23 protein-coding genes are annotated in these 22073 nt (G+C 64.3%); 19 read left to right on the top strand and 4 right to left on the bottom strand.

Annotation, left to right across the window (positions count from 1 at the left end):
- Positions 1-99 precede the first annotated feature (99 nt).
- From rlmB to JI744_RS14005, 3 genes are all read left to right on the top strand, one after another.
- On the top strand, positions 100-879 hold the full coding sequence (gene rlmB / locus JI744_RS14015) for a 23S rRNA (guanosine(2251)-2'-O)-methyltransferase RlmB (protein ID WP_202661763.1): 780 nt from the start codon (positions 100-102) through the stop codon (positions 877-879).
- Between the two features lie 168 nt (positions 880-1047).
- On the top strand, positions 1048-1464 hold the full coding sequence (locus JI744_RS14010; protein ID WP_236019464.1) for a CoA-binding protein: 417 nt from the start codon (positions 1048-1050) through the stop codon (positions 1462-1464).
- A gap of 104 nt (positions 1465-1568) precedes the next feature.
- On the top strand, positions 1569-2195 hold the full coding sequence (locus JI744_RS14005) for a LysE family translocator (RefSeq protein WP_202661762.1): 627 nt from the start codon (positions 1569-1571) through the stop codon (positions 2193-2195).
- A gap of 67 nt (positions 2196-2262) precedes the next feature.
- Here JI744_RS14005 and JI744_RS14000 read toward each other — a convergent pair whose 3' ends face one another.
- From JI744_RS14000 to JI744_RS13985, 4 genes are all read right to left on the bottom strand, one after another.
- Positions 2263-2895: a lytic transglycosylase domain-containing protein gene (locus JI744_RS14000; RefSeq protein WP_202661761.1), complete on the bottom strand. Its 633-nt coding sequence runs from the start codon at positions 2893-2895 to the stop codon at positions 2263-2265.
- Between the two features lie 89 nt (positions 2896-2984).
- Positions 2985-3545: a helix-turn-helix transcriptional regulator gene (locus JI744_RS13995; protein ID WP_236019463.1), complete on the bottom strand. Its 561-nt coding sequence runs from the start codon at positions 3543-3545 to the stop codon at positions 2985-2987.
- 15 nt (positions 3546-3560) lie between these two features.
- A complete protein-coding gene (locus tag JI744_RS13990) occupies positions 3561-4085 on the bottom strand; it encodes a cytochrome b/b6 domain-containing protein (protein ID WP_202661760.1) in 525 nt (174 codons plus the stop codon).
- Positions 4086-4173: 88 nt separating this feature from the next.
- Complete coding sequence (locus JI744_RS13985; RefSeq protein ID WP_202661759.1) at positions 4174-4455, bottom strand: PepSY domain-containing protein; 282 nt, start codon at positions 4453-4455, stop codon at positions 4174-4176.
- A gap of 260 nt (positions 4456-4715) precedes the next feature.
- Here JI744_RS13985 and ssb point away from each other — a divergent pair, with 260 nt between their 5' ends.
- The 16 genes from ssb to JI744_RS13905 all read left to right on the top strand — a co-directional run bounded on the left by ssb (position 4716) and on the right by JI744_RS13905 (position 21973).
- Complete coding sequence (ssb, locus tag JI744_RS13980; protein ID WP_202661758.1) at positions 4716-5240, top strand: single-stranded DNA-binding protein; 525 nt, start codon at positions 4716-4718, stop codon at positions 5238-5240.
- 49 nt (positions 5241-5289) lie between these two features.
- A complete protein-coding gene (locus JI744_RS13975; protein ID WP_202661757.1) occupies positions 5290-6234 on the top strand; it encodes an acyltransferase family protein in 945 nt (314 codons plus the stop codon).
- Positions 6235-6297: 63 nt separating this feature from the next.
- A complete protein-coding gene (locus JI744_RS13970; RefSeq protein WP_202661756.1) occupies positions 6298-6660 on the top strand; it encodes an SUF system Fe-S cluster assembly protein in 363 nt (120 codons plus the stop codon).
- A gap of 84 nt (positions 6661-6744) precedes the next feature.
- Positions 6745-7413 carry a hypothetical protein gene (locus JI744_RS13965; protein ID WP_202661755.1) on the top strand — a complete coding sequence of 223 codons (669 nt, stop codon included), beginning with the start codon at positions 6745-6747 and terminating at the stop codon, positions 7411-7413.
- Positions 7406-8131: a DUF3307 domain-containing protein gene (locus tag JI744_RS13960; protein WP_202661754.1), complete on the top strand. Its 726-nt coding sequence runs from the start codon at positions 7406-7408 to the stop codon at positions 8129-8131. The genes JI744_RS13965 and JI744_RS13960 overlap by 8 nt, the downstream gene beginning before the upstream one ends.
- A gap of 22 nt (positions 8132-8153) precedes the next feature.
- Positions 8154-8522 (top strand): HesB/IscA family protein, encoded by a 369-nt coding sequence (locus tag JI744_RS13955; protein WP_202661753.1) that lies wholly within the window; start codon positions 8154-8156, stop codon positions 8520-8522.
- A 121-nt stretch (positions 8523-8643) separates the two neighbouring features.
- A complete protein-coding gene (gene tpiA / locus JI744_RS13950) occupies positions 8644-9387 on the top strand; it encodes a triose-phosphate isomerase (protein WP_202661752.1) in 744 nt (247 codons plus the stop codon).
- Positions 9388-9444: 57 nt separating this feature from the next.
- Complete coding sequence (locus tag JI744_RS13945; RefSeq protein ID WP_202661751.1) at positions 9445-10368, top strand: DMT family transporter; 924 nt, start codon at positions 9445-9447, stop codon at positions 10366-10368.
- Entirely contained in the window at positions 10365-11540 is a 1176-nt protein-coding gene (locus JI744_RS13940; RefSeq protein WP_202661750.1) for a cytochrome P450, read from the top strand. Before JI744_RS13945 ends, JI744_RS13940 begins: the two co-directional genes overlap by 4 nt.
- A gap of 388 nt (positions 11541-11928) precedes the next feature.
- Entirely contained in the window at positions 11929-15252 is a 3324-nt protein-coding gene (locus JI744_RS13935) for a transglutaminase family protein (protein ID WP_202661749.1), read from the top strand.
- A gap of 6 nt (positions 15253-15258) precedes the next feature.
- Positions 15259-17655 carry a circularly permuted type 2 ATP-grasp protein gene (locus JI744_RS13930; RefSeq protein WP_236019462.1) on the top strand — a complete coding sequence of 799 codons (2397 nt, stop codon included), beginning with the start codon at positions 15259-15261 and terminating at the stop codon, positions 17653-17655.
- Positions 17655-18539: a transglutaminase family protein gene (locus tag JI744_RS13925; RefSeq protein ID WP_202661748.1), complete on the top strand. Its 885-nt coding sequence runs from the start codon at positions 17655-17657 to the stop codon at positions 18537-18539. The genes JI744_RS13930 and JI744_RS13925 overlap by 1 nt, the downstream gene beginning before the upstream one ends.
- A 339-nt stretch (positions 18540-18878) precedes the next feature.
- A complete protein-coding gene (gene surE / locus JI744_RS13920; protein ID WP_202661747.1) occupies positions 18879-19664 on the top strand; it encodes a 5'/3'-nucleotidase SurE in 786 nt (261 codons plus the stop codon).
- Positions 19661-20326 (top strand): protein-L-isoaspartate(D-aspartate) O-methyltransferase, encoded by a 666-nt coding sequence (locus JI744_RS13915; protein ID WP_202661746.1) that lies wholly within the window; start codon positions 19661-19663, stop codon positions 20324-20326. The genes surE and JI744_RS13915 overlap by 4 nt, the downstream gene beginning before the upstream one ends.
- Positions 20327-20367: 41 nt before the next feature.
- Positions 20368-21570, top strand: a complete 1203-nt coding sequence (locus tag JI744_RS13910) for a LysM peptidoglycan-binding domain-containing M23 family metallopeptidase (protein ID WP_202661745.1) — start codon at positions 20368-20370, stop codon at positions 21568-21570.
- A 64-nt stretch (positions 21571-21634) separates the two neighbouring features.
- Complete coding sequence (locus JI744_RS13905; protein ID WP_202661744.1) at positions 21635-21973, top strand: lysoplasmalogenase family protein; 339 nt, start codon at positions 21635-21637, stop codon at positions 21971-21973.
- Positions 21974-22073 lie beyond the last annotated feature (100 nt).

The raw sequence follows: 22073 nt of genomic DNA, 5'->3' as shown, positions 1-22073 counted from the left end.
CAAGGGCCGGGGGGGCGTCAAGGGCAGAATTCATCCCGAATGCCGCTTGCCAAGCCCGGCATGACTTGCCAGAGGTGAAATGAAGGACAGGAGAGCCGGATGAGCAAGAAACCAAGCTGGGTGGTAGACAAGGAACGCGGACGCAAGGCCGAGGCCAAGGAAACCGTCTGGCTGTTCGGCCTGCATGCGGTGCGCGATGCGTTGCTGAACCCTGCCCGCGAAAAGCTGCGGTTGATCGTGACGCGCAATGCGCTGGACAAGCTGGAAGATGCGGTGGGCGTCGCGGGGATCGAGCCGGAACTGGTCGATGCCAGGAATTTCAGCGCGCCACTTGATGAAGGCAGCGTCCATCAGGGGGCCGCGATGGAAGTGCGCCCGCTGAACTGGGGCAAGCTGGCCGATGTGGCGATTTCCGGGGCGGGTGCGCCCTTGGTTGTGCTGCTGGACCGGGTGACCGACCCGCACAACGCCGGGGCCGTGCTGCGCAGCGCCGAGGTGTTCGGCGCGCGGGCCGTCATTGCGCCGCGCCACCATTCTGCCCCCGAAACCGGCGCGCTGGCCAAAACGGCCAGCGGTGCGCTGGAACGCCAGCCCTATCTGCGCGTCACCAACCTATCCGAAGCGATGACAGAGCTGAAGGACATGGGGTTCTTCCTGATCGGGCTGGACGGCGAGGCCAATGTCACGTTGGCCGAGGCGCTGGCTGGCGCGGGCACCCGCCCCATTGGCCTTGTCATGGGGGCCGAGGGGCCGGGCCTGCGTGAAAAGACCCGCGAAACCTGCGACATGATTGCCCGCATCCCCTTTACCGGGGCCTTTGGCAGCCTGAACGTCTCGAACGCGGCGGCGGTCAGTCTTTATGCGGCGTCAACCCGCTAAGGCCATCACGAATACGCGACTGCCCCTTTTTTCGCCGCAATCGGCAACCATATCACAGTGTAGAAGCCAGGCCCGGAACGCCTGCCCTTCTTTCACTGTCCCTCGTTCCGCACCTTGGCGCCCTGCCCCCTGCGGCATGGGCGCCTTTTTCTTGACCAAGAGGCCCCGATGAGCACCCCGATGACCGATGCCGAAATCGCCAGCCTGCTGACCCGTGTGAAAACCATCGCCGTCGTCGGCTGGTCGCCCAAGGCCGACCGGCCCAGCCATGGCGTGGCGGCGTTCCTGCATCGACGGGGATATCATGTGATCCCGGTCAACCCAGGTCAGGCCGGGAAACAGGCGCTGGGAGAGACGGTGCGCGCTTCTCTGGCCGATGTCGGGCCGGTCGATATGGTCGATATTTTCCGCCGGTCGGAAGAGGCGGGCGCGGTGGTGGATCAGGCGATTGCCATCGGTGCCAAGGCTGTCTGGATGCAATTGGGCGTGATCGATGAGGCAGCGGCGGAACGGGCGCGCAAGGCCGGGCTGAAGGTGGTGATGAACCGCTGCCCGGCGATCGAGATTCCGCGGCTGGGGCTGTAGCAGACCGTCCAATTTACGCAACCCAGTCGGCGTTGCCTGCTTTACCGCAAGCGGATGCGGCGATAGATTTCTTGCACTTTATGCTTGGCCAGGAGACCTGCCGTATGATCGACCAGACGACACTTATCACCTATTGTGCCGTCGTCCTGGGGTTCGTGTTCATTCCCGGCCCGGCGACGCTTTTGACAGTAGCACGGGCGACAACCTCGGGCGCGAGGGTCGGCATCGCCACCGGAGCGGGGATCACGGTCGGGGACATCATCCACACCGTCTTCGCCGTCGTCGGCATCTCCGCGATCATCGCGGCTTCGGCAACGCTGTTCAGCATTGTCAAATATGCAGGTGCGGCCTATCTGATCTGGCTTGGCGTCAAGGCAATTCGGGAAAAGGCACCAACCATTCCCGGACATGGGCAGGTGAGGCTGTCAGCCGGGCAAGCGTTCCGGCAAGCCGTGCTGGCAGAGGTGCTTAATCCCAAGACAGCGCTTTTCTTTCTGGCATTCCTGCCGCAGTTCGTACACCCAGAGAACGGTGCAATCTTCATCCAGTTGATGATCCTTGGCACCCTTTTTGCAATTATCGGGTTCGGCAGCACTATCGTCTTTGCCCTTGGCGCAGGCGGATTGGGGAACTTTCTGCGGAGGAACCCCGCAGTGCTGAAATGGCAGGGCAAAGCCGTTGGTGGCATCTATTGTGCGCTCGGCCTCAGACTCGCACTACAGCAGCGCTGAATCACGCCATTGGCGTCTTGTCGAGACAACGACCGGTGCGGCGACCAATCAGGCTGACGGCGGTAGCTCACTCCACCAGAATTGCCGCGACGTAGTTCTTGGTTTCCTCATAGGGTGGCACGCCGTTGTTCTTTTCAACGGCCAAGGGTCCGGCGTTATAGGCGGCTAGCGCCAGTTTCCAACTGCCGAAGCGGTCGTACATCATCTTCAGGTATCGCGCGCCGCCGTGCAGGTTGTCCTTGGGGTCGTTGATATCGACCCCCATCAGGCTGGCGGTATCAGGCATCAGTTGTGCAAGGCCCGTCGCGCCCTTGGGCGACACCGCGCCAGAGTTCCAGCCCGATTCCTGCTGCACCAGCCGCAGGAACAGATCTTCGGGCACGCCATGCTTGCGCGCGGCGGCACGGGCCACCTCGATATATTCGCCTTTGTACTTGCCCCTGTAGCGCACAGACGAGGCGCTGGCATTTTCGGCCCCCGCGCCCTTCTTTTCCTTTTTGGCATGCGGGGTCAGCCGGTCGGAAAAGTCGTATTGGCTGGCCAAGCGCCCATCCAGCAAGGCCGCCTGCGACTTGAACAGGGCACTGCGGTTCTTGGTGCCGCCGGTCAGCTTCAGCCCTTCGGACAGCGCAGGGCCGCAAAGCGACAGCGCAATGCCAAGGAACAGCATCGGAATCAGGACAAATCGGCTAGGCTGCATTCGGTCAAACCGGCACTGGGACAGATGGGCTTTACACGGGCCGCAGGAATTTTTCCAGTAGCCCATTCGTACCCGGTGGGGAAAGCAGCCTATTCGGCGGCGCGCGCTGCGCTGCGGGTGGTGCCGTCAAGGCCGGTTTCAACCAGAGGGGCGCGAAACAGGTCCTCGACCAGCAGGCTGACCAGTTGCGCGCGGCCCGCCACGCCCGCCTTGCGGTAAATGGCGTTGAGGTGGGTTTTCACCGTCGCCTCGGACGATCCGCGAAACCCCGCGATCTCGGCAATCGCATAGCCCTTGACGGTAAAGCCCGCCACATCCGCCTCTGATGGGGTTAGCCCCCAGCGGCCGAAATACCCCTCCATCACCTCGGCCAGGGCCCCTGCCGCTACGCCCATCGCCTGCTGTAACTGCGCCTGCTTGCGCAACATCCGCATCAGCACGGCAATTTCAAACACGATGCCCAGCACCAGCCCCGCCGTCGCCCCCAGCTCGGGCAGGATATGGGGGTCAAGGAACGAACTGAGGCCAAGATCCTTCATGTCGGTGGACACATCGGCAACAAAAAACAGCGTGCAGACCGTCTGGAACAGGATCAATGCGATCAGCAGCGCCGGGACGGTCTGACGGGATTTCAGGGCGATCATGGTCATGGCTGTGGGGCGGGCCTATTCCTGTACAAACTCCTTGTACCCCGTCACCATGGATTTCGGAAGGTTCACCCGCAACCTGCGACTTTCCAGCACAACCGCCGCCACATGCGCCAGCGCGCAAAGCTCGGCCCAGGTCACCAGCGCCTCATGCACCTGTGCCACCCATTCCACACCGAAATAGGCAACCGTGGTCTGCATCCAGCCGGTCAGCGCAATCGCCGCCATCGTCAGCAGCAGGTTATAGATCATCAGCGCGCCCAAGGGCGAATGGCCGGCATGGGCCTCGCGCCGGCCGGTGGCCATTTCACGCAACTGGGCAATGGCGCCTGACGGGCTGGGCAGGAAATCGGAAAACCGGGCATGGCGCGGTCCGATCAGGCCCCAGACCAGACGCAGGGCGATCAGCGCGGCCACGCCGTAGCCGACCCATTGATGCACCTCCTTGCCCGGTCTGGTGACAAAGGCATTGGCCAGAAAGGCCAGAACCAGAGACCAGTGGAACAGGCGAACCAGCGGGTCCCAGACGTAAAGACGTTTCATCGCGACCTCTTCGCTTTTGGAGAAATGGGGGCTTTGGGGGGAAAAGAGGGGGCGCCGGGCGGCACATATGGCCGCCCGGCTGACGGCCTCAGCCGTTCTCGCCGTTTTCACAGGTGTTGTCGGCGCAGGTCTTGACGACCTTCAGATCCTTGTCGAGGAACAGTTGTACGGTCTTGCCATCCTTGACGGCATAGACCTCCAGCGCGCCATCCTCCATTTCCATTTTGCGCACGTCATAGCCCTGCGCGGTCAGTTCGGCGGTCACCTTGTCCTTGGTGGCAGCATCCACTTCGGATTCGGCCATCGCCATCGGCGCTGCCAGCAGCGACAGGCCCAGAACTACGGCGGTCAGGCGAGGAAAACGGGTCATTGTATGCTCCTGCATCGGTTTCATGTCTGCCCGGTCGATTTCGCCGGGCTGCCGTTGATCTGGCTGGCTTTTTTGGCCCACGCCATGCGCCAACGGGTCCAAATCCGGCCTCTCAACCCCAAGGTTGAGGGCGGTTTACAGCAGCAATCCGCCGAAACCGGCAGGGTGGCGGCGGTTGCGGGCCGGTCTGGCCGCGTCTATAGACTTTTCATTAACCAAAGGGCCTGCACAGTGGCCGGCAAGAATCACAGGGGACGCATATGGCGGGATCGGTCAACAAGGTCATCATCATCGGCAATCTTGGCCGCGACCCCGAGGTGCGCAGCTTTCAGAACGGCGGCAAGGTGGTGAACCTTCGCATCGCCACCTCTGAAACCTGGCGCGACCGCAACTCTGGTGAGCGGAAAGAGCGGACGGAATGGCACTCGGTCGCGATTTTCAGCGAACCGCTGGCCAAAATTGCCGAGCAATATCTGCGCAAAGGCTCGACCGTCTATATCGAGGGCCAGTTGGAAACCCGCAAATGGCAGGATCAGTCGGGCCAGGACCGCTATAGCACCGAAATCGTGCTGCGCCCGTTCACCGGCAACCTGACGTTGCTGGGTGGCCGGGGTGATGGCGGCGGCTCGGGTGGTGGTGCTGGCGGCGGGTATGAGGATCGCGGTGGCTATGACGATTACGGCAGTCAGGGCGGCGGCTATTCGGGTGGCGGCGCGCGCAGCGGCGGCGGGGCCGCTGGCGGTGGTGCATCGCGCCCCGACCTGGACGACGAAATCCCGTTCTGAACCGGCAAAGGCTGGCCCGTCGTCTGGGAGGAGGCGGGCCTGAAGCACTATGGATCGCAGACTTTCGGTCGATCTTCTCAAGATCCTCCTTGCCGTCATGGTCGTGGGCATCCACGCCAATCCGGTCAAGCCGCTTGGACATGATGCCGTTCTGCTGACGGGTCAGGGCCTTTATCGGCTGTCGGTGCCGACCTTTTTCGTAATCAACGGCTATTTCCTGCACCCCGTCACACTGGCGGGCGGCACCGGGCGCTATGTGCGGCGGCTGTTGTGGCTGTGGGTCTTGTGGACAGCGCTGTATCTGCCGGGCTGGTGGGGGCTGTTTGACAGCCCCGTTTGGGGTCAGGCCGTGCAGACCATGCTGATCGGCTGGTGGCACCTGTGGTATCTGCCCGCGCTTGCCATGGCGGCGGCAATGGCGGCGTTGGTGCGCGGCTGGACGCTGCGGGCGCAACTGGCGCTGATGGCGGTGACTTTCGGGCTGGGGCTGGGGCTGGTTTACGGCTCTGCCCTTGGCATCGTGGTGCGCCCGGCGTGGTTTGTGGCAGATTCGGCGGCGATGTGGCGCAATGGGGTGCTGATGGGCTTTCCCTTCCTGATGGCGGGCTGGCTGATCCGGCAGACCGACTTTGGCACCGGCTGGTCCACAGGCACGGTGGCAACACTTGCCGGGGTGGGCATTCTGGGTGTGCTGATCGAGACGCTGGCGCTGGACCGCCTGTTTCCGCGTGGCGTCAGCCATGACATGATGCTGTCCCTGGCGCTGGCCTGCCCTGCCCTGTTGCTGCTGGCCCTGCGCTTTGCCCGCCAAAGCCGGAACCGCAACCTGGGCACCTATGCCAATGGCATCTATTTCCTGCATGTGGCCTTTGTCATCCTGTGCATCCGCACCACAGACCTGCCGCGCCCGCCGATCTATGCGATTGCGGTTTTTGGGTCGGTTCTGGCGATCTGGGGGCTGATCCGCACCGGCCTTGCGCGACGTCTTCTATAGGCGCACTGGACCTTGCGCTGGTGATTTCCTATATAATCACTCAACTAAGCGCGCGAGGCAAAGATGACCGAGGTTCAGCCACAGTTGGAGGGGACACCCCTCATTGCTCCCTCAACCACGGGCCACCCGCTCTATGAGCAGGTGGTCGAGGCTTGCCGCACCGTGTTCGACCCGGAAATTCCGGTGAACATCTATGATCTGGGGCTGGTTTACACCATCGCCATCGATCCCGAGAATGCGGTGAATATCCAGATGACGCTGACCGCGCCCGGCTGCCCCGTGGCCGGCGAAATGCCCGGCTGGGTGCAAGACGCTGTTGAATCGCTGCCCGGCGTGAAACAGGTTCAGGTCGCCATGGTCTTCGACCCGCCCTGGGGCATGGAGATGATGTCAGACGAGGCCCGGCTGGAACTGGGATTCATGTAAGGCAGATATCAAGCCAAATGGATTGATTCCTTAGTATTTAAGCCTTATAGCTTGATCTTAGATAGATCAAGTCAAGAGGCTTGCATGCTACGTTCGTTGGAGTTGCCCTCGGCGGTCCTGACCGGTGATCTGGTCAAATCACAGATGCACAGCCAAGAGATGATCGGCCGAGCACTTGATGTCATCAAAGGGATCGCAAATGATCACTCTGAGAGAACTGGAGACTTTGCCCCAAAATTTACCCGCTTTCGAGGTGACGGCTGGCAGTTTGCAATGGGGAACGTGCCCCAAGCTTTGCGCGTAGCAGTCCTAATCGGCGCAAGCCTAAAGGGCGCATCTGATCTACCTTCAACTCGAATTTCCATCGGCGTTGGACAGATCGACTCGATGGGTAGCCAAACTTTGGCCGATGCCTCGGGAGAAGCCTTTATCGTGTCTGGTCGCGCCCTTGACTGGCTTGAACGCAAAGCCGGAAGCCTTGCGATTTCAGGCCTAGGGATCACCTACCTGCACCAGATTGCTGTGGAGCTTCTTGAGCTTCGCATGAAGCTCTGGACTTCACATCAGGCGGAAGCAGCCGCATTATATCTGAACGGACCATATGCTACTGGTCGGGAAGTTGCGACAAGGCTGGGAATTTCTCAGCAAGCAGTGAGCTATCGTCTTGCAGGTGCTGACGCGCGGCGGATCGCGGAGCTTCTCGAAGAGTGGGAAACCGAGTTTCAACTGATACCTGGTGGACCATATGCCTGAAACTCTCGCCGCCCTGCTCTTCGCCCATACCCTCGCCGATTTCGTGTTCCAGACCCGCTGGATGGTGGTGAACAAGCGCCACATCAAGGGGCTTGCCGCCCATGGGGCCGTGGTGCTGTTTACCCTCATTGCAGCCACGGGCAGCCTTGCCCCGGCGCTGGTGTGGATGACGGCCCTGCATATGGCGACCGATGCGCTGAAGGCGCGGGTTCGGCCGGGGCTGGCGGCGTTCCTGGCCGATCAGGGGGTGCATCTGGCGGCTGTTGCAGCCCTTGCGCTGTGGCAACCCGGGCTATTCAGCAGTGGGCTTTGGGCCGGTCATACCGCCCTGCCCGGCCTGATGGCGCTGGGCGCCGGGGCCATTCTGGCCACCCGCGCGGGCGGCTTTGCAATCGGTTTTCTGATGGCTCCCTTTGCAGCGACCCTGCCCGATGGCGACAAGGCCGAAAGTCTGCCCGGCGCGGGCCGCGTCATTGGTTTGCTGGAGCGTGGGTTGATTTTCGCCCTGATCCTCTTGGGCCAACCGGGCGGCGTGGGCCTCTTGATCGCGGCCAAATCGATCCTGCGGTTTGGCGCGGTCAAGGATGACCGGGCGCTGTCGGAATATGTGATCATCGGCACATTGGCCTCTTTCGCCTGGGCGCTGCTGGTCGGCTATGCAACGCTTGCACTGCTTGGCGCGCTGCCCCCGCTTGGAATCTTGCCCAGAACACCCTAGATTGGGATCAAAGGAGCATCCCATGTTCGGAATTCCCGGAAAAGCCGCCGTCACCCTGACCACACCAGCCGCGAAACAGATCGCGCGGCTGATGGCAAAGCAGGGCAGCGCGGGCCTGCGCATCGGCGTGAAAAAGGGCGGCTGCGCGGGCATGGAATACACCATGGACTATGTGGCAGAGGCCAACCCGCTGGACGAGGTGGTCGAGCAGGATGGCGCCCGCGTGCTGATTGCGCCCATGGCGCAGATGTTCCTGATCGGCACCGAAATCGACTATGAGGTCGATCTGCTGCAAGCCGGTTTCAAATTCCGCAACCCCAATGTGGCAGAAGCCTGCGGCTGCGGCGAATCGATCAAGTTCCACGAAACGCCCGGCGCTTCCCCCAACTGAAAACGCGCGTGCGTAACGATTGTTCCCGCAAAGCCCCCCGGCTTCGCGTGTTTTTCGTCATGTCCCCTTTCCATGCCGAAACGAGAGCGCTAACCCTTTTGCAGATCAAGCGGAGGAACCGATGCGGAAACTGGCAGCAGGCAACTGGAAGATGAACGGCAATGCCGCCGCGCTGGCCGAACTGACGGCGCTGACCGAGGCGCATCCCGCCCCGGCCTGCGACATGCTGATCTGCCCGCCCGCAACCCTGATCGCGCAGGCGGCATGGGCCACCAAAGGCACGCGGCTTGCCATCGGCGGACAGGATTGCCACCCCAAGGCATCGGGCGCGCATACCGGCGACATCTCGGCCGCGATGCTGAAAGACGCTTGCGCAAGCTATGTCATCCTTGGCCATTCCGAACGCCGCGCCGATCATGGCGAAACGGATGAGCTGGTGCTGGCCAAGGCGCTGGCGGCGGTCGAGGCGGGCCTTGTGCCCGTGGTCTGTCTGGGAGAGACCGAGGCCCAGCGCGATGCCGGGCAGACGCTGGCCGTGATCGGCGAACAGCTTGCAGGCTCGGTGCCCGCAGGGTCCACTGCGGCCACGCTGGTCATCGCCTATGAGCCGGTCTGGGCCATTGGCACCGGGCGCACCCCCACGCTGGACCAGATTGCCGAGGTGCATTCTTTCCTGCGCGTCAGCCTGATGAAGCAGATCGGGGGCGAGGCGGCGGGCGTGCGGCTGCTTTATGGCGGGTCGGTCAAACCGTCGAACGCGGCCGAGATCTTTGCCGTTGGCCATGTCGATGGTGCGTTGGTGGGCGGGGCCAGCCTGAAGGCTGCCGACTTTGGCGCGATTGTCGCGGCACTCGCCGCCGCCTGACGACCCCATGTCGCGGGTGGAACAGCGCATCGCCGCGCCACCCGCTAGCGTGCCCGCATGACCCTAGCATCCGAGCCTTTGGCCCCGTCGCATAACCTGTTGGCCGCGAACCTTGTCTGCATGGCCTCCATGCTGATCTGGGCTGCGGGCCTGCCGGCTGCCGATTTCATCATTCCGCTGCTGCCCGCCGATCAGCTCAGCGCCTTGCGCATGGGGCTGGCGGCGCTGGCGCTGCTGCCCGTCTGGGCGGTGATGGAGGGGCCGGGCGCGCTGTTGCGGGTCAACTGGCTGAAAGGCATTGCCGTGGGCAGCCTGATCGGGCTGGGCGCGTGGTTTCTGGTGCAGGGTCAGGCGCGCGGCGGGGCGGTGACGGCGGCGGTGATTTCGGCCACCCTGCCCGTGGTCGGCATTGCGCTGGAGGTGGCGCTGGACGGGCGCAGGCTGAACGCGGGGCTGGTGATCGGGTTGCTGCTGTCGCTGGTCGGCGGGATGATGGCACTGGATTTCAAGGGTGGCGGCATGTCGCTGGGCTTTGGCGCGCTCTTGTGTTTTGGCTCGGTCGTGTCGTTCACGCTGGGTTCGCGCCTGACCGTCACCGCCTTTCCGGGGCTGTCGCCCATCGGGCGCACCGCGCTGACCATTTCCGGCGCAGCGATTGCGGTTTCAACGGCAGCCCTGATCGGCATTGGCACGGGCACGCCGCCGCCCGATTTCAGCGGCTGGGGCATGAAGGAAACCCTGGCCTTGCTGGCGTTTTCGGTGGGATCGCTGGGCATCAGCCAGCTTATGTGGATCATGTCGGTCGAAAAGCTGGGCATCGGGCTGTCGGCCCTGCACATCAACGCGGCGCCGTTTTACGTCATGATCATCCTGTTCCTGATGGGCGGCAAATGGGATTGGGTGCAGGCCGGGGCTGCGGGCCTGGTGGCCGTGGGCGTGCTGGTGGCGCAAGGCATCATTCCCTTGGGTCGGCGGGCATGACCCCGCTGCACCAATCCCCCACCGATCCGGGCTTTGTGCAGAACCCCTATCCGTTTTACGAAACCGCCCGCGCAGCGGGGCCGTTCTTTCACTGGGCCGACTATGGCATGACCTGCACCGGCAATGCCGCCGCGTTGAATGCCATCTTCCGCGACCGCCGCTTTGGGCGCGAGGTTCCGGCAGAGCTTGCCCCGCCGATCCCCGACCACCTGCGCCCCTTTTACGCGGTCGAGGCCCATTCGATGCTGGAGCTGGAGCCGCCCCGCCACACCCGCCTGCGCGGGTTGGTGCTGCGGGCCTTCACCTCGCGCCGGATCGCGGCCTTGCAGCCCGAAATCGCCACCCTGTCCAATCAGTTGATTGACGGCTTTCCGGCGGGCGAGTTCGACCTGCTGAAACATTTCGGCCAGAAACTGCCCGTCATTATCATCGCCCGCCTGCTGGGCGTGCCCGAGGAAATGTCGGACGACCTCTTGCGCTGGTCGAATGCCATGGTCGGCATGTATATGGCCGGCCGCACCCCCGAAACCGAAGAGCGCGCAGTGCAGGCGACCGAGGCTTTCGTGGCCTTCCTGCGTGCTTATGTCGAGCAACGCCGCGCCGATCCGCGTGATGACCTGATCACCCATCTGATCGCCGCCGAGGCGGAAGGCGAGCGGCTGACCACGGATGAACTGATCACCACCTGCATCCTGCTCTTGAATGCGGGGCATGAGGCGACGGTGCATACCATCGGCAACGGGGTGAAGACGCTGCTGCAAACCCGCCACACCATCACGCCCGAGACGGCGGAAACCACGGTTGAGGAAATCCTGCGCTTTGACCCGGCGCTGCATATGTTCACCCGCTGGGCCTATGAAGATATCGAGGTGATGGGCCACACCTTCCGGCGAGGTGATCAGGTGGCGCTGTTGTTGGCTGCGGCCAACCGCGATCCGGGCGTTTGGGAACAGCCCGCAAAATTCCACCCCACCCGGCCCATCAAGCCCAACGCCACCTTTGGCGCCGGCCTGCATTTCTGCGTCGGTGCCCCCTTGGCGCGGCTGGAACTGGTCACCGCCCTGCCGATCCTGTTTCACCGCCTGCCGGGCCTGCGGCTGACCGAGGCGCCGGAGTATGGCGATGTCTATCATTTCCACGGGCTGAAACGGCTGATGGTGTCGGCCGGATAGGGCAGATCGCCCCCCGCGTGGTCTGGCGAAGGCCATCGCCTTCGCCACGCGATACGTCAGGAACCCACACCGCCGGGCCTCAAAGGCCCAGCCAGCGCCCGCCCCGCCCCCGGCGGGCGCTGGCCTCTCGGGGTATTTGCTGCCACCGTATCTTGCGGACAGGTCGCGCACGGGCGGGGAAACGCAATGCGTTTCCTGATCCGCCCGGACATGAGGCGCAGGAATGCCAGACCAACCCACAAATCCCTTCGAAGAAAATTGTCGCCCCCAACTGCCAATCTTTTCAGCATAGCCCACAACACCGCCCGAATTCCTTGCAATTCCCGCCATGGCCGGGTTCCCCAACGCCCGCTTCCCCCCTAGTCTGGCCCAAAGAACGAGGGCGGATATGTCGATCAAGGCCAGCATCTATCACCTGACCCACTATAAATACGACGCCCCCATCGTCCTTGGCCCACAGGTCATCCGCCTGCGTCCGGCTCCACACAGCCGCACGCGGGTGATTTCGCATTCGCTCAAGGTCACGCCCGCCAATCACTTTGTGAACTATCAGCAAGACCCCTATGGCAACTGGCTGGCGCGCTTTGTCTTCCCGGAACCGGTGACGGAATTGAAGATCGAGGTCGATCTGGTCGCGGATATGACCGTCTACAACCCCTTCGACTTTTTCGTCGAGGAGGCTGCGGAGGAATGGCCCTTTGACTATCCCTTGGACCTGATCGATGACCTGTCAATCTATCGCAAGGCCGACCCGCTGGGGCCAGAGTTTGACGCCTATCTGGCCGCCATTCCGCGTGAAAAAACCCGCACCGTCGATTTCATCGTTGGCCTGAACGCCCAGCTTTCGAACGACATTACCTATCTGATCCGCATGGAGCCGGGGGTGCAGACGCCGGATGAAACCCTGGCACTGGCCGCAGGATCGTGCCGCGATTCCAGTTGGCTGCTGGTCAACCTGCTGCGTCATCTGGGCTTTGCGGCGCGGTTCGTCTCGGGTTATCTGATCCAGTTGAAACCCGACCTCAAGGCGCTGGACGGCCCTTCGGGCACCGAGGTGGATTTCACCGACCTGCACGCCTGGGTCGAGGTGTACCTGCCCGGCGCGGGCTGGATCGGGCTGGACCCGACCTCTGGCCTGTTGACGGGCGAAAGCCATATCCCGCTGTCGGCCACGCCGCATTACCGCAACGCCGCCCCGATTTCCGGCGGCTATACCGGCACCGCCAATGTCAGCTTTGATTTTGACATGCAGGTCCGGCGCGTGGCCGAACACCCCCGCATCACCAAACCCTTCAGCGATGAGGCGTGGGACGAATTGAATGCCCTTGGCCACAAGGTCGATGCCACGCTAAGGGCGGGCGATGTGCGGCTGACCATGGGGGGCGAACCCACCTTCGTTTCGATCGACGATTTTGAGGCCGAGGAATGGAACACCGCCGCCGTTGGCCCCACCAAACGCGACCGCGCCGATGTTCTTATCCGCAAATTGCGCGACCGTTTCGCGCCGGGCGGTTTCCTGCATTACGGGCAGGGCAAATGGTATCCGGGCGAAACACTGCCGCGCTGGACCTTTTCGCTTTACTGGCGGGTTGATGGCCAGCCGGTCTGGCAGAACCCCGACCTGATCGCCGCCGAAGGCACCGACCATGGCGCGACCCCGCTACAGGCGCAGGAACTGCTGCGCGAAATGGCGTTCGAGCTGGACGTGGGCGAAGAAAACATCCTGCCCGCCTATGAAGACCCCGCCGAATGGCTGGTGAAAGAGGCGAACCTGCCGCCGAACGTCACCCCCGAAAATTCGGAACTTAAAGACCCCGAGGCGCGCCACCGCATTGCCGCCGTGTTCAGCCGGGGCCTGACCGAGCCATCGGGTTTCGTGTTGCCGGTGCAGCCCTGGATGGCGCGCGACGGGCGGCGGCGCTGGACGTCGGAACGCTGGCGGTTGCGGCGCGGCAAGATGTTTCTGGTGCCGGGGGACAGCCCGGTCGGCTACCGCCTGCCCTTGGAAAGCCTGCCCTACCTGTCACCCGCGCAATACCCCTATCTGAACCCGATGGACCCCACCATCGAACGCGCGCCCCTGCCCGCGCCAGCCCCCGTCACCGCGCAGCGCAAATCGCAGGCCATGGCCAGCTTTGTCGCCTCCTCTCCGCAGCAGGGGTTTTCGCCCCAGTCGATCACCGAGGTTGAAGGCTCGGTCCGTACCGCGATTTCGGTCGAGGCGCGCGACGGGCGGCTTTGTGTCTTCATGCCGCCGGTGGCCGCGTTGGAGGATTACCTTGACCTGCTGCACGTCGCCGAAGCCGCCGCCGCGCGGCTGGGGCTAAAGCTGCATATCGAAGGATATCAGCCGCCGCACGACCCGCGCCTGAACGTGATCCGCGTCGCCCCCGACCCCGGCGTGATCGAGGTCAACATCCACCCCGCCCATGACTGGGATGACTGCGTATCGATCACGCAGACGGTTTATGAAGAGGCGCGCCAGTCGCGCCTTGGCGCCGACAAGTTCATGATCGACGGCAAGCATTGCGGCACGGGGGGCGGCAACCATGTGGTTGTGGGCGGGGCCACCACGCTTGACAGCCCCTTCCTGCGCCGCCCCGATCTTCTGAAATCGCTGATCATGCACTGGAACCGGCATCCGTCCCTGAGCTACCTGTTCTCGGGCCTGTTCATCGGCCCGACCTCTCAGGCCCCGCGCATGGACGAAGGGCGGCACGACAGCCTCTATGAGCTGGAAATCGCGTTGTCGCAGATTCCCGTGCCCGGTAACGGCATGCAGCCGATGCCCTGGCTGGTGGACCGCCTGTTGCGCAACATGCTGACCGATGTCACCGGCAACACCCACCGGGCCGAGATTTGCATCGACAAACTCTATTCCCCCGATGGCCCCACCGGGCGGCTGGGGCTGGTGGAGTTCCGGGGTTTCGAGATGCCGCCCGATGCGCGCATGTCGCTGGCCCAGCAACTGCTGCTGCGTGCTTTGATCGCCCGGTTCTGGGCGGCGCCTGCGACGGGCGACCTGACCCGCTGGGGCACGGCGCTGCATGACCGCTTCATGTTGCAGCATTTCGTCTGGGAGGATTTCCGCGATGTTCTTGCCGACCTGCGCCAGCATGGCTTTGATCTGAAAGAGGAATGGTTCACCGCCCAAGGAGAGTTCCGTTTTCCCTTCTGCGGCGAGGTGGAATATGAGGGCACCCGTCTGGAGCTGCGCCAGGCCCTGGAGCCGTGGCATGTCTTGGGTGAAACCGGTGCGATTGGCGGCACGGTACGCTATACCGACAGCTCGACCGAGCGGTTGCAGGTCAAGCTGACCACCGCTCAGCCAGACCGCTATAGAGTCACCTGCAACGGGCGCGAGGTGCCCTTGACCCGCGTGGCCAATGGCGTGGCTGTGGCAGGCGTGCGCTACAAGGCGTGGCAACCAGCGGCCGCGATGCAGCCGACGGTGCCGGTTCATGCGCCGCTGACCTTTGACATCCATGACACATGGTCGGGCCGCGCACTGGGGGGCTGCGTCTATCACGTCGCCCACCCCGGCGGGCGCAGCTATGACACCTTCCCCGTGAACGGGAACGAGGCCGAGGCGCGGCGGCTCGCGCGTTTCGAACCCCATGGCCATCAGGCGGGTTGGCTGCGGCCGGGGGCCGAACGGCGACACCCCGAATTTCCCTTCACCCTTGACCTGCGGCGCCCGGTCGGCATCTGATGCCGCATGCAGACCGCAAGTTCCGACCCGACCCTGACCTTTGCCACAGGCATGACGCGCGACTATCGCCCCCCCGCCGCGACCCAGGATGAACTGGTTGACGCGAGGGGAGAGCTGCGCCCCGTCTGGCGCGGCTTCATGCGCCATCTGCTGGCCCTGAGCGAAGACGAGCGGACCAAACGCCTTGCCCGCGCCGACCAGTATCTGATGGATTCGGGCGTGTTCTATCGCCAGTATGGCACCGGGCAATCGGTGGAACGGCCCTGGCCGCTGTCGCATATTCCCGTGCTGATTGCCGAGGGGGAATGGCAAGGCCTGTCCGCCGCCCTGATCCAGCGCGCCGATCTGCTGGAAGGGCTGATGGCCGACCTTTACGGCGAAAACCGTCTGGTGGCCGAGGGCAAGCTGCCTGCGGGCCTGATCGCCGCCAACCCCGAATGGCTGCGCCCCATGGTTGGGGTGCGCCCGCGCGACGGGCATTACCTGCACTTTCTGGCCTTTGAGATCGGGCGCGGCCCCGATGGCAACTGGTGGGTGCTGGCCGACCGGGCGCAGGCCCCTTCGGGCGCGGGCTATGCCTTGGAAAACCGTGTCGCCACCAGCCGCGCCTTTTCCGAGGTTTATGCCGGCATGAACGTGCCCCGCCTTGCCGGGTTCTTCCGCGACTTTCGCGACCAGTTGCAGGCGCTGCGCCATGACCCACAGGCGCGGGTGGCGATTCTGACCCCCGGCACGATGAATGAAACCTATTACGAACACGCCTATATCGCGCGGTATCTGGGCTTTACGCTGGTCGAGGGCGAGGATCTGACCGTCGCGGGCGACCGCCTGCTGGTGCGCACCGTGTCGGGCCTCAGGCCCGTGGATGTGCTGTGGCGGCGGATGGACAGCGGCTTTGCCGACCCGGTAGAGCTGAATCAGATGAGCCGCATCGGCACGCCGGGCATGGTTTCGGCGCTGCGGGCGCAGGGGCTGACCATGGTGAATGCGCTGGGGTCGGGCGTGCTGGAAACCCGCGCGCTGATGGCATTTTTGCCAAAACTGGCGCAGGATCTGCTGGGGGCCGATCTGATGATGCCCAACATCGCCACATGGTGGTGCGGCGGGGCGGGCGAACGTCAGGCGGTGCTGGCCGATCCGGGGCGCATGGTGATTTCGGACGCCTTTGCCACCGGCCTGCCTTATGACGGGCCGTTGCAGGGGCTTGCGGCCTCTGGCCTGTCGCATGCCGATCTGGCGGCGAAGCTGGCCACCGAAGGCCCGCAACTGGTGGCGCAAGAGGCTGTCACCCTGTCCACCACCCCCGCGCTGGTGGAGGGGCGGTTGCAGCCCCGGCCTCTGTCCCTACGGGTGTTTCTGGCGCGAACGGCGCAGGGCTGGCAGGTGATGCCGGGCGGGTTTGGCCGCATCGGCGCCTCGCCCGAACCCAATGCCATTGCCATGCAGAACGGCGGGAACGCCGCCGATGTCTGGATTGTTGCCGACAAGCCGCAGCCCGTGGTCAGCATGGTCGCCCCCCCCACCGCCGCCTATCGCCGCGCGACGCCCGGGTCGCTGCCATCGCGGGCCGCCGACAACCTGTTCTGGCTGGGCCGCTATGTCGAGCGGGCCGAAGGGATCATGCGCCTTTTGCGCGCCCGCAACATCCGTCTGGCCGAGGCGGGCGAGGCCGCCACCCCCCTGCTGGCCGCGATGGACCCTTTGTTCGACGCCCTTGACACCAAGCCGGAAACCGGTGTGCCTGCGGGCCTGCTGTCTGCCCTTGGGCTGGCGATCAGCAGCGCGGGCCATGTGCGCGACCGCTTTTCCCCCGATGCCTGGCAGGCGCTGATCGATCTGAACAAGACCGCCGCCCGCATGGCCACCAAGGTTTCGCCCGGTGACGATGCCGCGCGCGCGCTGTCGGCGCTGTTGCGCAAGCTGACCGGGTTTTCCGGGTTGGTGCATGAAAACATGTACCGCTTTCTCGGCTGGCGTTTCCTGACCATCGGGCGCCACCATGAGCGTGCGATGGGCATGGCGGCCAATCTGGCGGTGCTGGCCGACGCCAAGGCCCCCGAAGGTGCGTTGGACCTGATGATCGAGGTGGGCGACAGCGTGATGACCCACCGCCGCCGGTTTTCTCTGCAAACCAGCCGGGTGACGGTGATCGACCTTCTGGCGCTGGATGAGATGAACCCGCGGTCCATGCGCTATCAGTTGGACGGCATGGCCGAGCAGTTGCGCCTGCTGCCCGAGGCAGATGAATACGGGATGCCGTCGGACCTGACCCGCGCGATGTTGCGGCTGCATACCGATCTGGCCACCACCCGGCCCGAAGACCTGACGACCCAAGCCATCTGGGCGCTGCGGGGCCGCATCGCGGGCTTGTCAGACCTGCTGACCGGGGCCTATCTGCGCTGATGCTGTATCAGATCCGCCTTGTCATCGACTATGTCTTCGCCCGCCCCACCGGCGCGGGCCGCCAGCAGTTCCGCATCCTGCCCGCCAGCCTGCCGGGTTGCCAGACGGTTGCTTCGGAAACCGTCACCTTCTCGCCCCAGCCGCTTGAACGGCAGGTGTTTGACGATTTCTATGGCACGCGGGTGGTGCAGGCGGTCATGCCCCCCGGCCTGACCAAGCTGACCGTCACGATGAAGGCCAGCGTCATCCGCCGCGCCGCGCCGCCCGAATTTGACATGAGCGCACGGCTGCCCGATCTGCCCGACCAGATCGCGCTGATCCGTGATCTGGGGCCAGAGGCGCCGCATCACTTCCTGCCGCCCTCGCCCCGGCTGCTGCCCAGCGCGGCGATTGCCGCCTTTGCCCGCAGCGCCACCGCCACCGCCACCACCGCCCGCGCGGCAACAGAGGCCCTTGGCCGGGCGCTGCACGCCGAAATGACCTTTGACGCCACCGCGACCGAGGTGGATACCCCGCCCGAGGCCGCCTTTGTCGGGCGCCACGGCGTCTGTCAGGATTTCGCGCAGATCATGATCGCGGGCCTGCGCAGCCTTGGCATTCCGGCGGCCTATGTCGCGGGCTATCTGCGCACCCTGCCCCCGCCCGGCAAGCCCCGGCTGGAAGGGGCTGATGCCATGCACGCCTGGGTCCGCGCCTGGACGGGGGCCGAAAGCGGCTGGGTGGAATATGACCCGACCAACGCCTGCTGGGTGGCCGAGGATCACATCGTCGTCGGCTATGGCCGCGATTACGGTGACGTGGCCCCGGTGATCGGCATGCTGCGCCTGGATGGCAACCAGAAGGGCAGCCACAAGGTGGACATCCGACCGGAAACCGAGGGTTAGGCAGGGGGGGCCGGCCATTCATCCTCGCCCAATCTGGCAAAGGCCATCGCCTTTGCCACGCGGTGAAGGATCAAGTTGCACCGCCGGGCCCCTAAGGCCCGGCCAGCGCCCGCCCCGCCATCGGCGGGCGCTGGCCTCTCGGGTTTCTCGTGGGCCTGTCTCTTGCTGAACCCGCCCGCACGGACGGGGAAACGCGGTGCGTTTCCTGATCCGCCCGAACAAAGGGCGTGCAGTCATAGGAGAGGCACACCCAACCCCGCAACTGTTTCCAACCCGGCAATCCACCGCTTGCGGCACCCCTTGGCCTCGTCTAATCAGAAGGTCACGAAAGGCCTTTTCATGCGCATCCTGATCACCAATGACGACGGCATCAACGCTCCGGGGCTGGAGGTTCTGGCCGAGATTGCCGCCGAAATCGCCGGGCCCGATGGCGAGGTCTGGACCGTGGCCCCCGCCTTTGAACAATCGGGCGTCGGCCATTGCATCAGCTATACCCACCCGATGATGATCGCCAAGCTGGCCCCGCGCCGCTATGCCGCCGAGGGCAGCCCGGCCGATTGCGTTCTGGCCGGCATCTATGACGTGCTGCAAGGGGCCAAGCCCGATCTGGTGCTGTCGGGCGTGAACCGCGGCAACAACTCGGGCGAGAACGTGCTTTACTCCGGCACGATCGGCGGCGCGATGGAGGCGGCACTGCAAGGCATTCCGGCCATCGCCCTGTCGCAGTTCATGGGCCGCGAGACGGACGAGCTGGACGATCCGTTCGAAGCCGCCCGCATCCACGGCCCGGCGCTGGTGCGCAAGCTTTTGGACCGGGGCCTGTGGGACGGCGAAGACTATCGTCTGTTTTACAACATCAACTTTCCCCCCTGCGCCACCAAGGCGGTCAAGGGCACCAAGGTCGCGGCCCAGGGCTTCCGCCGCTACAGCGCCTTTTCGCTGGAGCCCCACATCTCGCCCTCGGGGCGCAAGTTCCTGTGGATCAAGGGCGGCCCGCAGCATGGGCCCACCCTGCCCGGCACAGATGTGACGGTGAATGTCGAAGGCTACATCTCTGTCACCCCCCTGCGCGCGGACCTGACCGCGCATGATGTTCTGGCCGAGCTGGAGGCGCGGCTGGCATGACAGAGGACGGCCAGCCCGACGATGAGACGGCGGCCGAACGCAAGATGCGCTTTCTGTTTTCCCTACGCTCTCGCGGTGTCACCGACAGCCGGGTTCTGTCCGCGATGGAGCGGGTGGATCGTGGCCGCTTTGTCAAAGGCCTGTTCGCCGAACGCGCCTATGAAGACATGCCGCTGCCCATCGCCTGCGGGCAGACCATCAGCCAGCCTTCGGTCGTGGGCCTGATGACGCAGGCCCTGCAAGTGCAGCCGCGCGATACCGTGCTGGAGGTGGGGACCGGATCGGGCTATCAGGCGGCCATCCTCAGCCTTCTGGCGCGGCGGGTCTATACCGTTGACCGCCATCGCAGGCTGGTCAAGGAAGCGTCTGACCTGTTCCGCGATCTGGGTCTGGTCAACATTGTCACCATGACCGGCGATGGCAGCTTTGGCCTGCCCGATCAGGCGCCATTTGACCGCATTCTTGTCACCGCCGCCGCCGAAGACCCCCCCGGCCCCCTATTGGCGCAGTTGAAGATCGGCGGTATCATGGTACTGCCTGTCGGGCAGTCGGATACCGTGCAAAGTCTGATCAAGGTAACCCGTCAGGCCGATGGATATGAGTATGAAGAGCTTCGCCCGGTGCGCTTTGTGCCGCTGGTCGAGGGCTTGGGCAACGAGTGAACAACACCCGGAACAAACCGGGCGGAATGAGGAAGTCGAGCATGATCCTGTCCCGCGGACCCACTTTTGGCCTGATGGCTGTGCTGTTGCTGTCGGCCTGTGCCAACAACAATCTGGATTGGGATTTGCGGCGCGGCGGTGCGTTTGACACCAGCAATGCCGCGCGCGGGGCCACCGATGCCCGCCCGCAGGCCGATGCCAATGGCGTGATCTCTTACCCCGGCTATCAGGTGGTTGTCGCCCGCCGGGGCGATACGGTTGCCGGCATCGCCCAGCGTCTGGGCACCGATACCGGGGCCTTGGCCAGCTATAACGCGCTGCGCCCCTCTGACACCCTGCGCGAGGGCGAGGTTCTGGCCCTGCCCAATCGCGTCGCCTCCTCTGCGCCCGCCTATGGCGCACCCACGCCGGGCGGCCCGGTTACCGGCGGGATCATCGGTTCTACCGCGCCTGCCAGCAGCGGCGGCCAGATCGATGTCACCACCATCGCGGGCAGCGCGATTGACCGCGCGGCCCCGCCCCCGGCGGCAGGCACCAAGCCCGCCACGGCCCCAAAGGGCGGCGATCCGCTGCGCCACAAGGTTGAGCGTGGCGAGACCGCTTATACCATCGCGAGGGCCTATAATGTCTCGGCCAAGTCGATTGCCGACTGGAACGGCCTTGGCGCCGATCTTGCGGTGCGCGAAGGCCAGATCCTGACCATCCCCACCAGTTCCGGCGCGGCCCCCGCCCCTGCCCCCTTGGTGGTGGAAACACCCCCCGGCCAGGGCAGCCCGACGCCCACCCCGCCCTCGGCCAAAAAGCCGCTGCCCAAGGATGAGGCCCCTGCCAAGGAACAGGCCAAGGAAACCCCGAAATCCCCCGATCTGGGCAATCAGCGCACCGGGGCCAGTGCCACCAAGCTGGTGATGCCGGTTTCAGGCAAGATCATCCGCAGCTATCAAAAGAAAAAGAATGAGGGCATCGACATTTCGGCTGCCGCAGGCACCGCCGTTAAGGCCGCCGATGCGGGCACCGTGGCTGCGGTGACCAAAGACACCAACGGCACACCGATTGTGGTCATCCGCCATGCGAACAACCTGCTGACGGTCTATGCCGGAGTGGATTCGCTCAAGGTGCAAAAGGGTGCCACCGTCGCACGCGGACAGGCGATTGCCGTGGTGCGCGGCGGCAGCCCGGCCTTCCTGCATTTCGAGGTCAGGAAAGGCGTCGAAAGCGTCGATCCGGTTCCCTACCTTCAGTAACCGACGCCACGTCGCGCATGACCTGCCCCCTGCCGCAAGTCAGATGTGCGGAAATGGTTGACGCATGACCACGCTGCTTTGCGGCCTTTCGGCTGTTCTGTCGTTGCTCTATTTCCTGCGCTATTGCGGACAAGAGGCAAGGCCGCTGGCCGGGGCCATAGTCAAAGCGGCACCCGTGGCGCTTTTTGCACTGGCGGGGACATTGGCGGGCGTGCCCAGCCTGATATGGCTGGGCCTTGCGCTTGGGGCCGTGGGCGATTTTCTACTGGCCCGTGACGGTGAGCACAGCTTTCTGGCCGGAATGGCGGTCTTTGCTGCGGGGCATCTTTGCTATGCTGCCGCCTTTTTCCCTTCGGTCGCAACATTTTGGGTGCTTGGCGTGTTGTTTTTCACTCAGAACTGAGCCGGTTTTTTCACCGCGAAGTGAGCCACCTCTGATTATGGATTTCGGTTCATGCTGGGGTCAAGGTCGGGCTTGTCTCCTTCTTTTTCCGGGCTGCAGC

The sequence above is a fragment of the Fuscibacter oryzae genome (assembly GCF_016765795.1).
GTDB lineage: Bacteria > Pseudomonadota > Alphaproteobacteria > Rhodobacterales > Rhodobacteraceae > Fuscibacter > Fuscibacter oryzae.
Note: the sequence above shows the minus strand (reverse complement) of the source record. Positions and strands in the feature narration are given on the sequence as shown.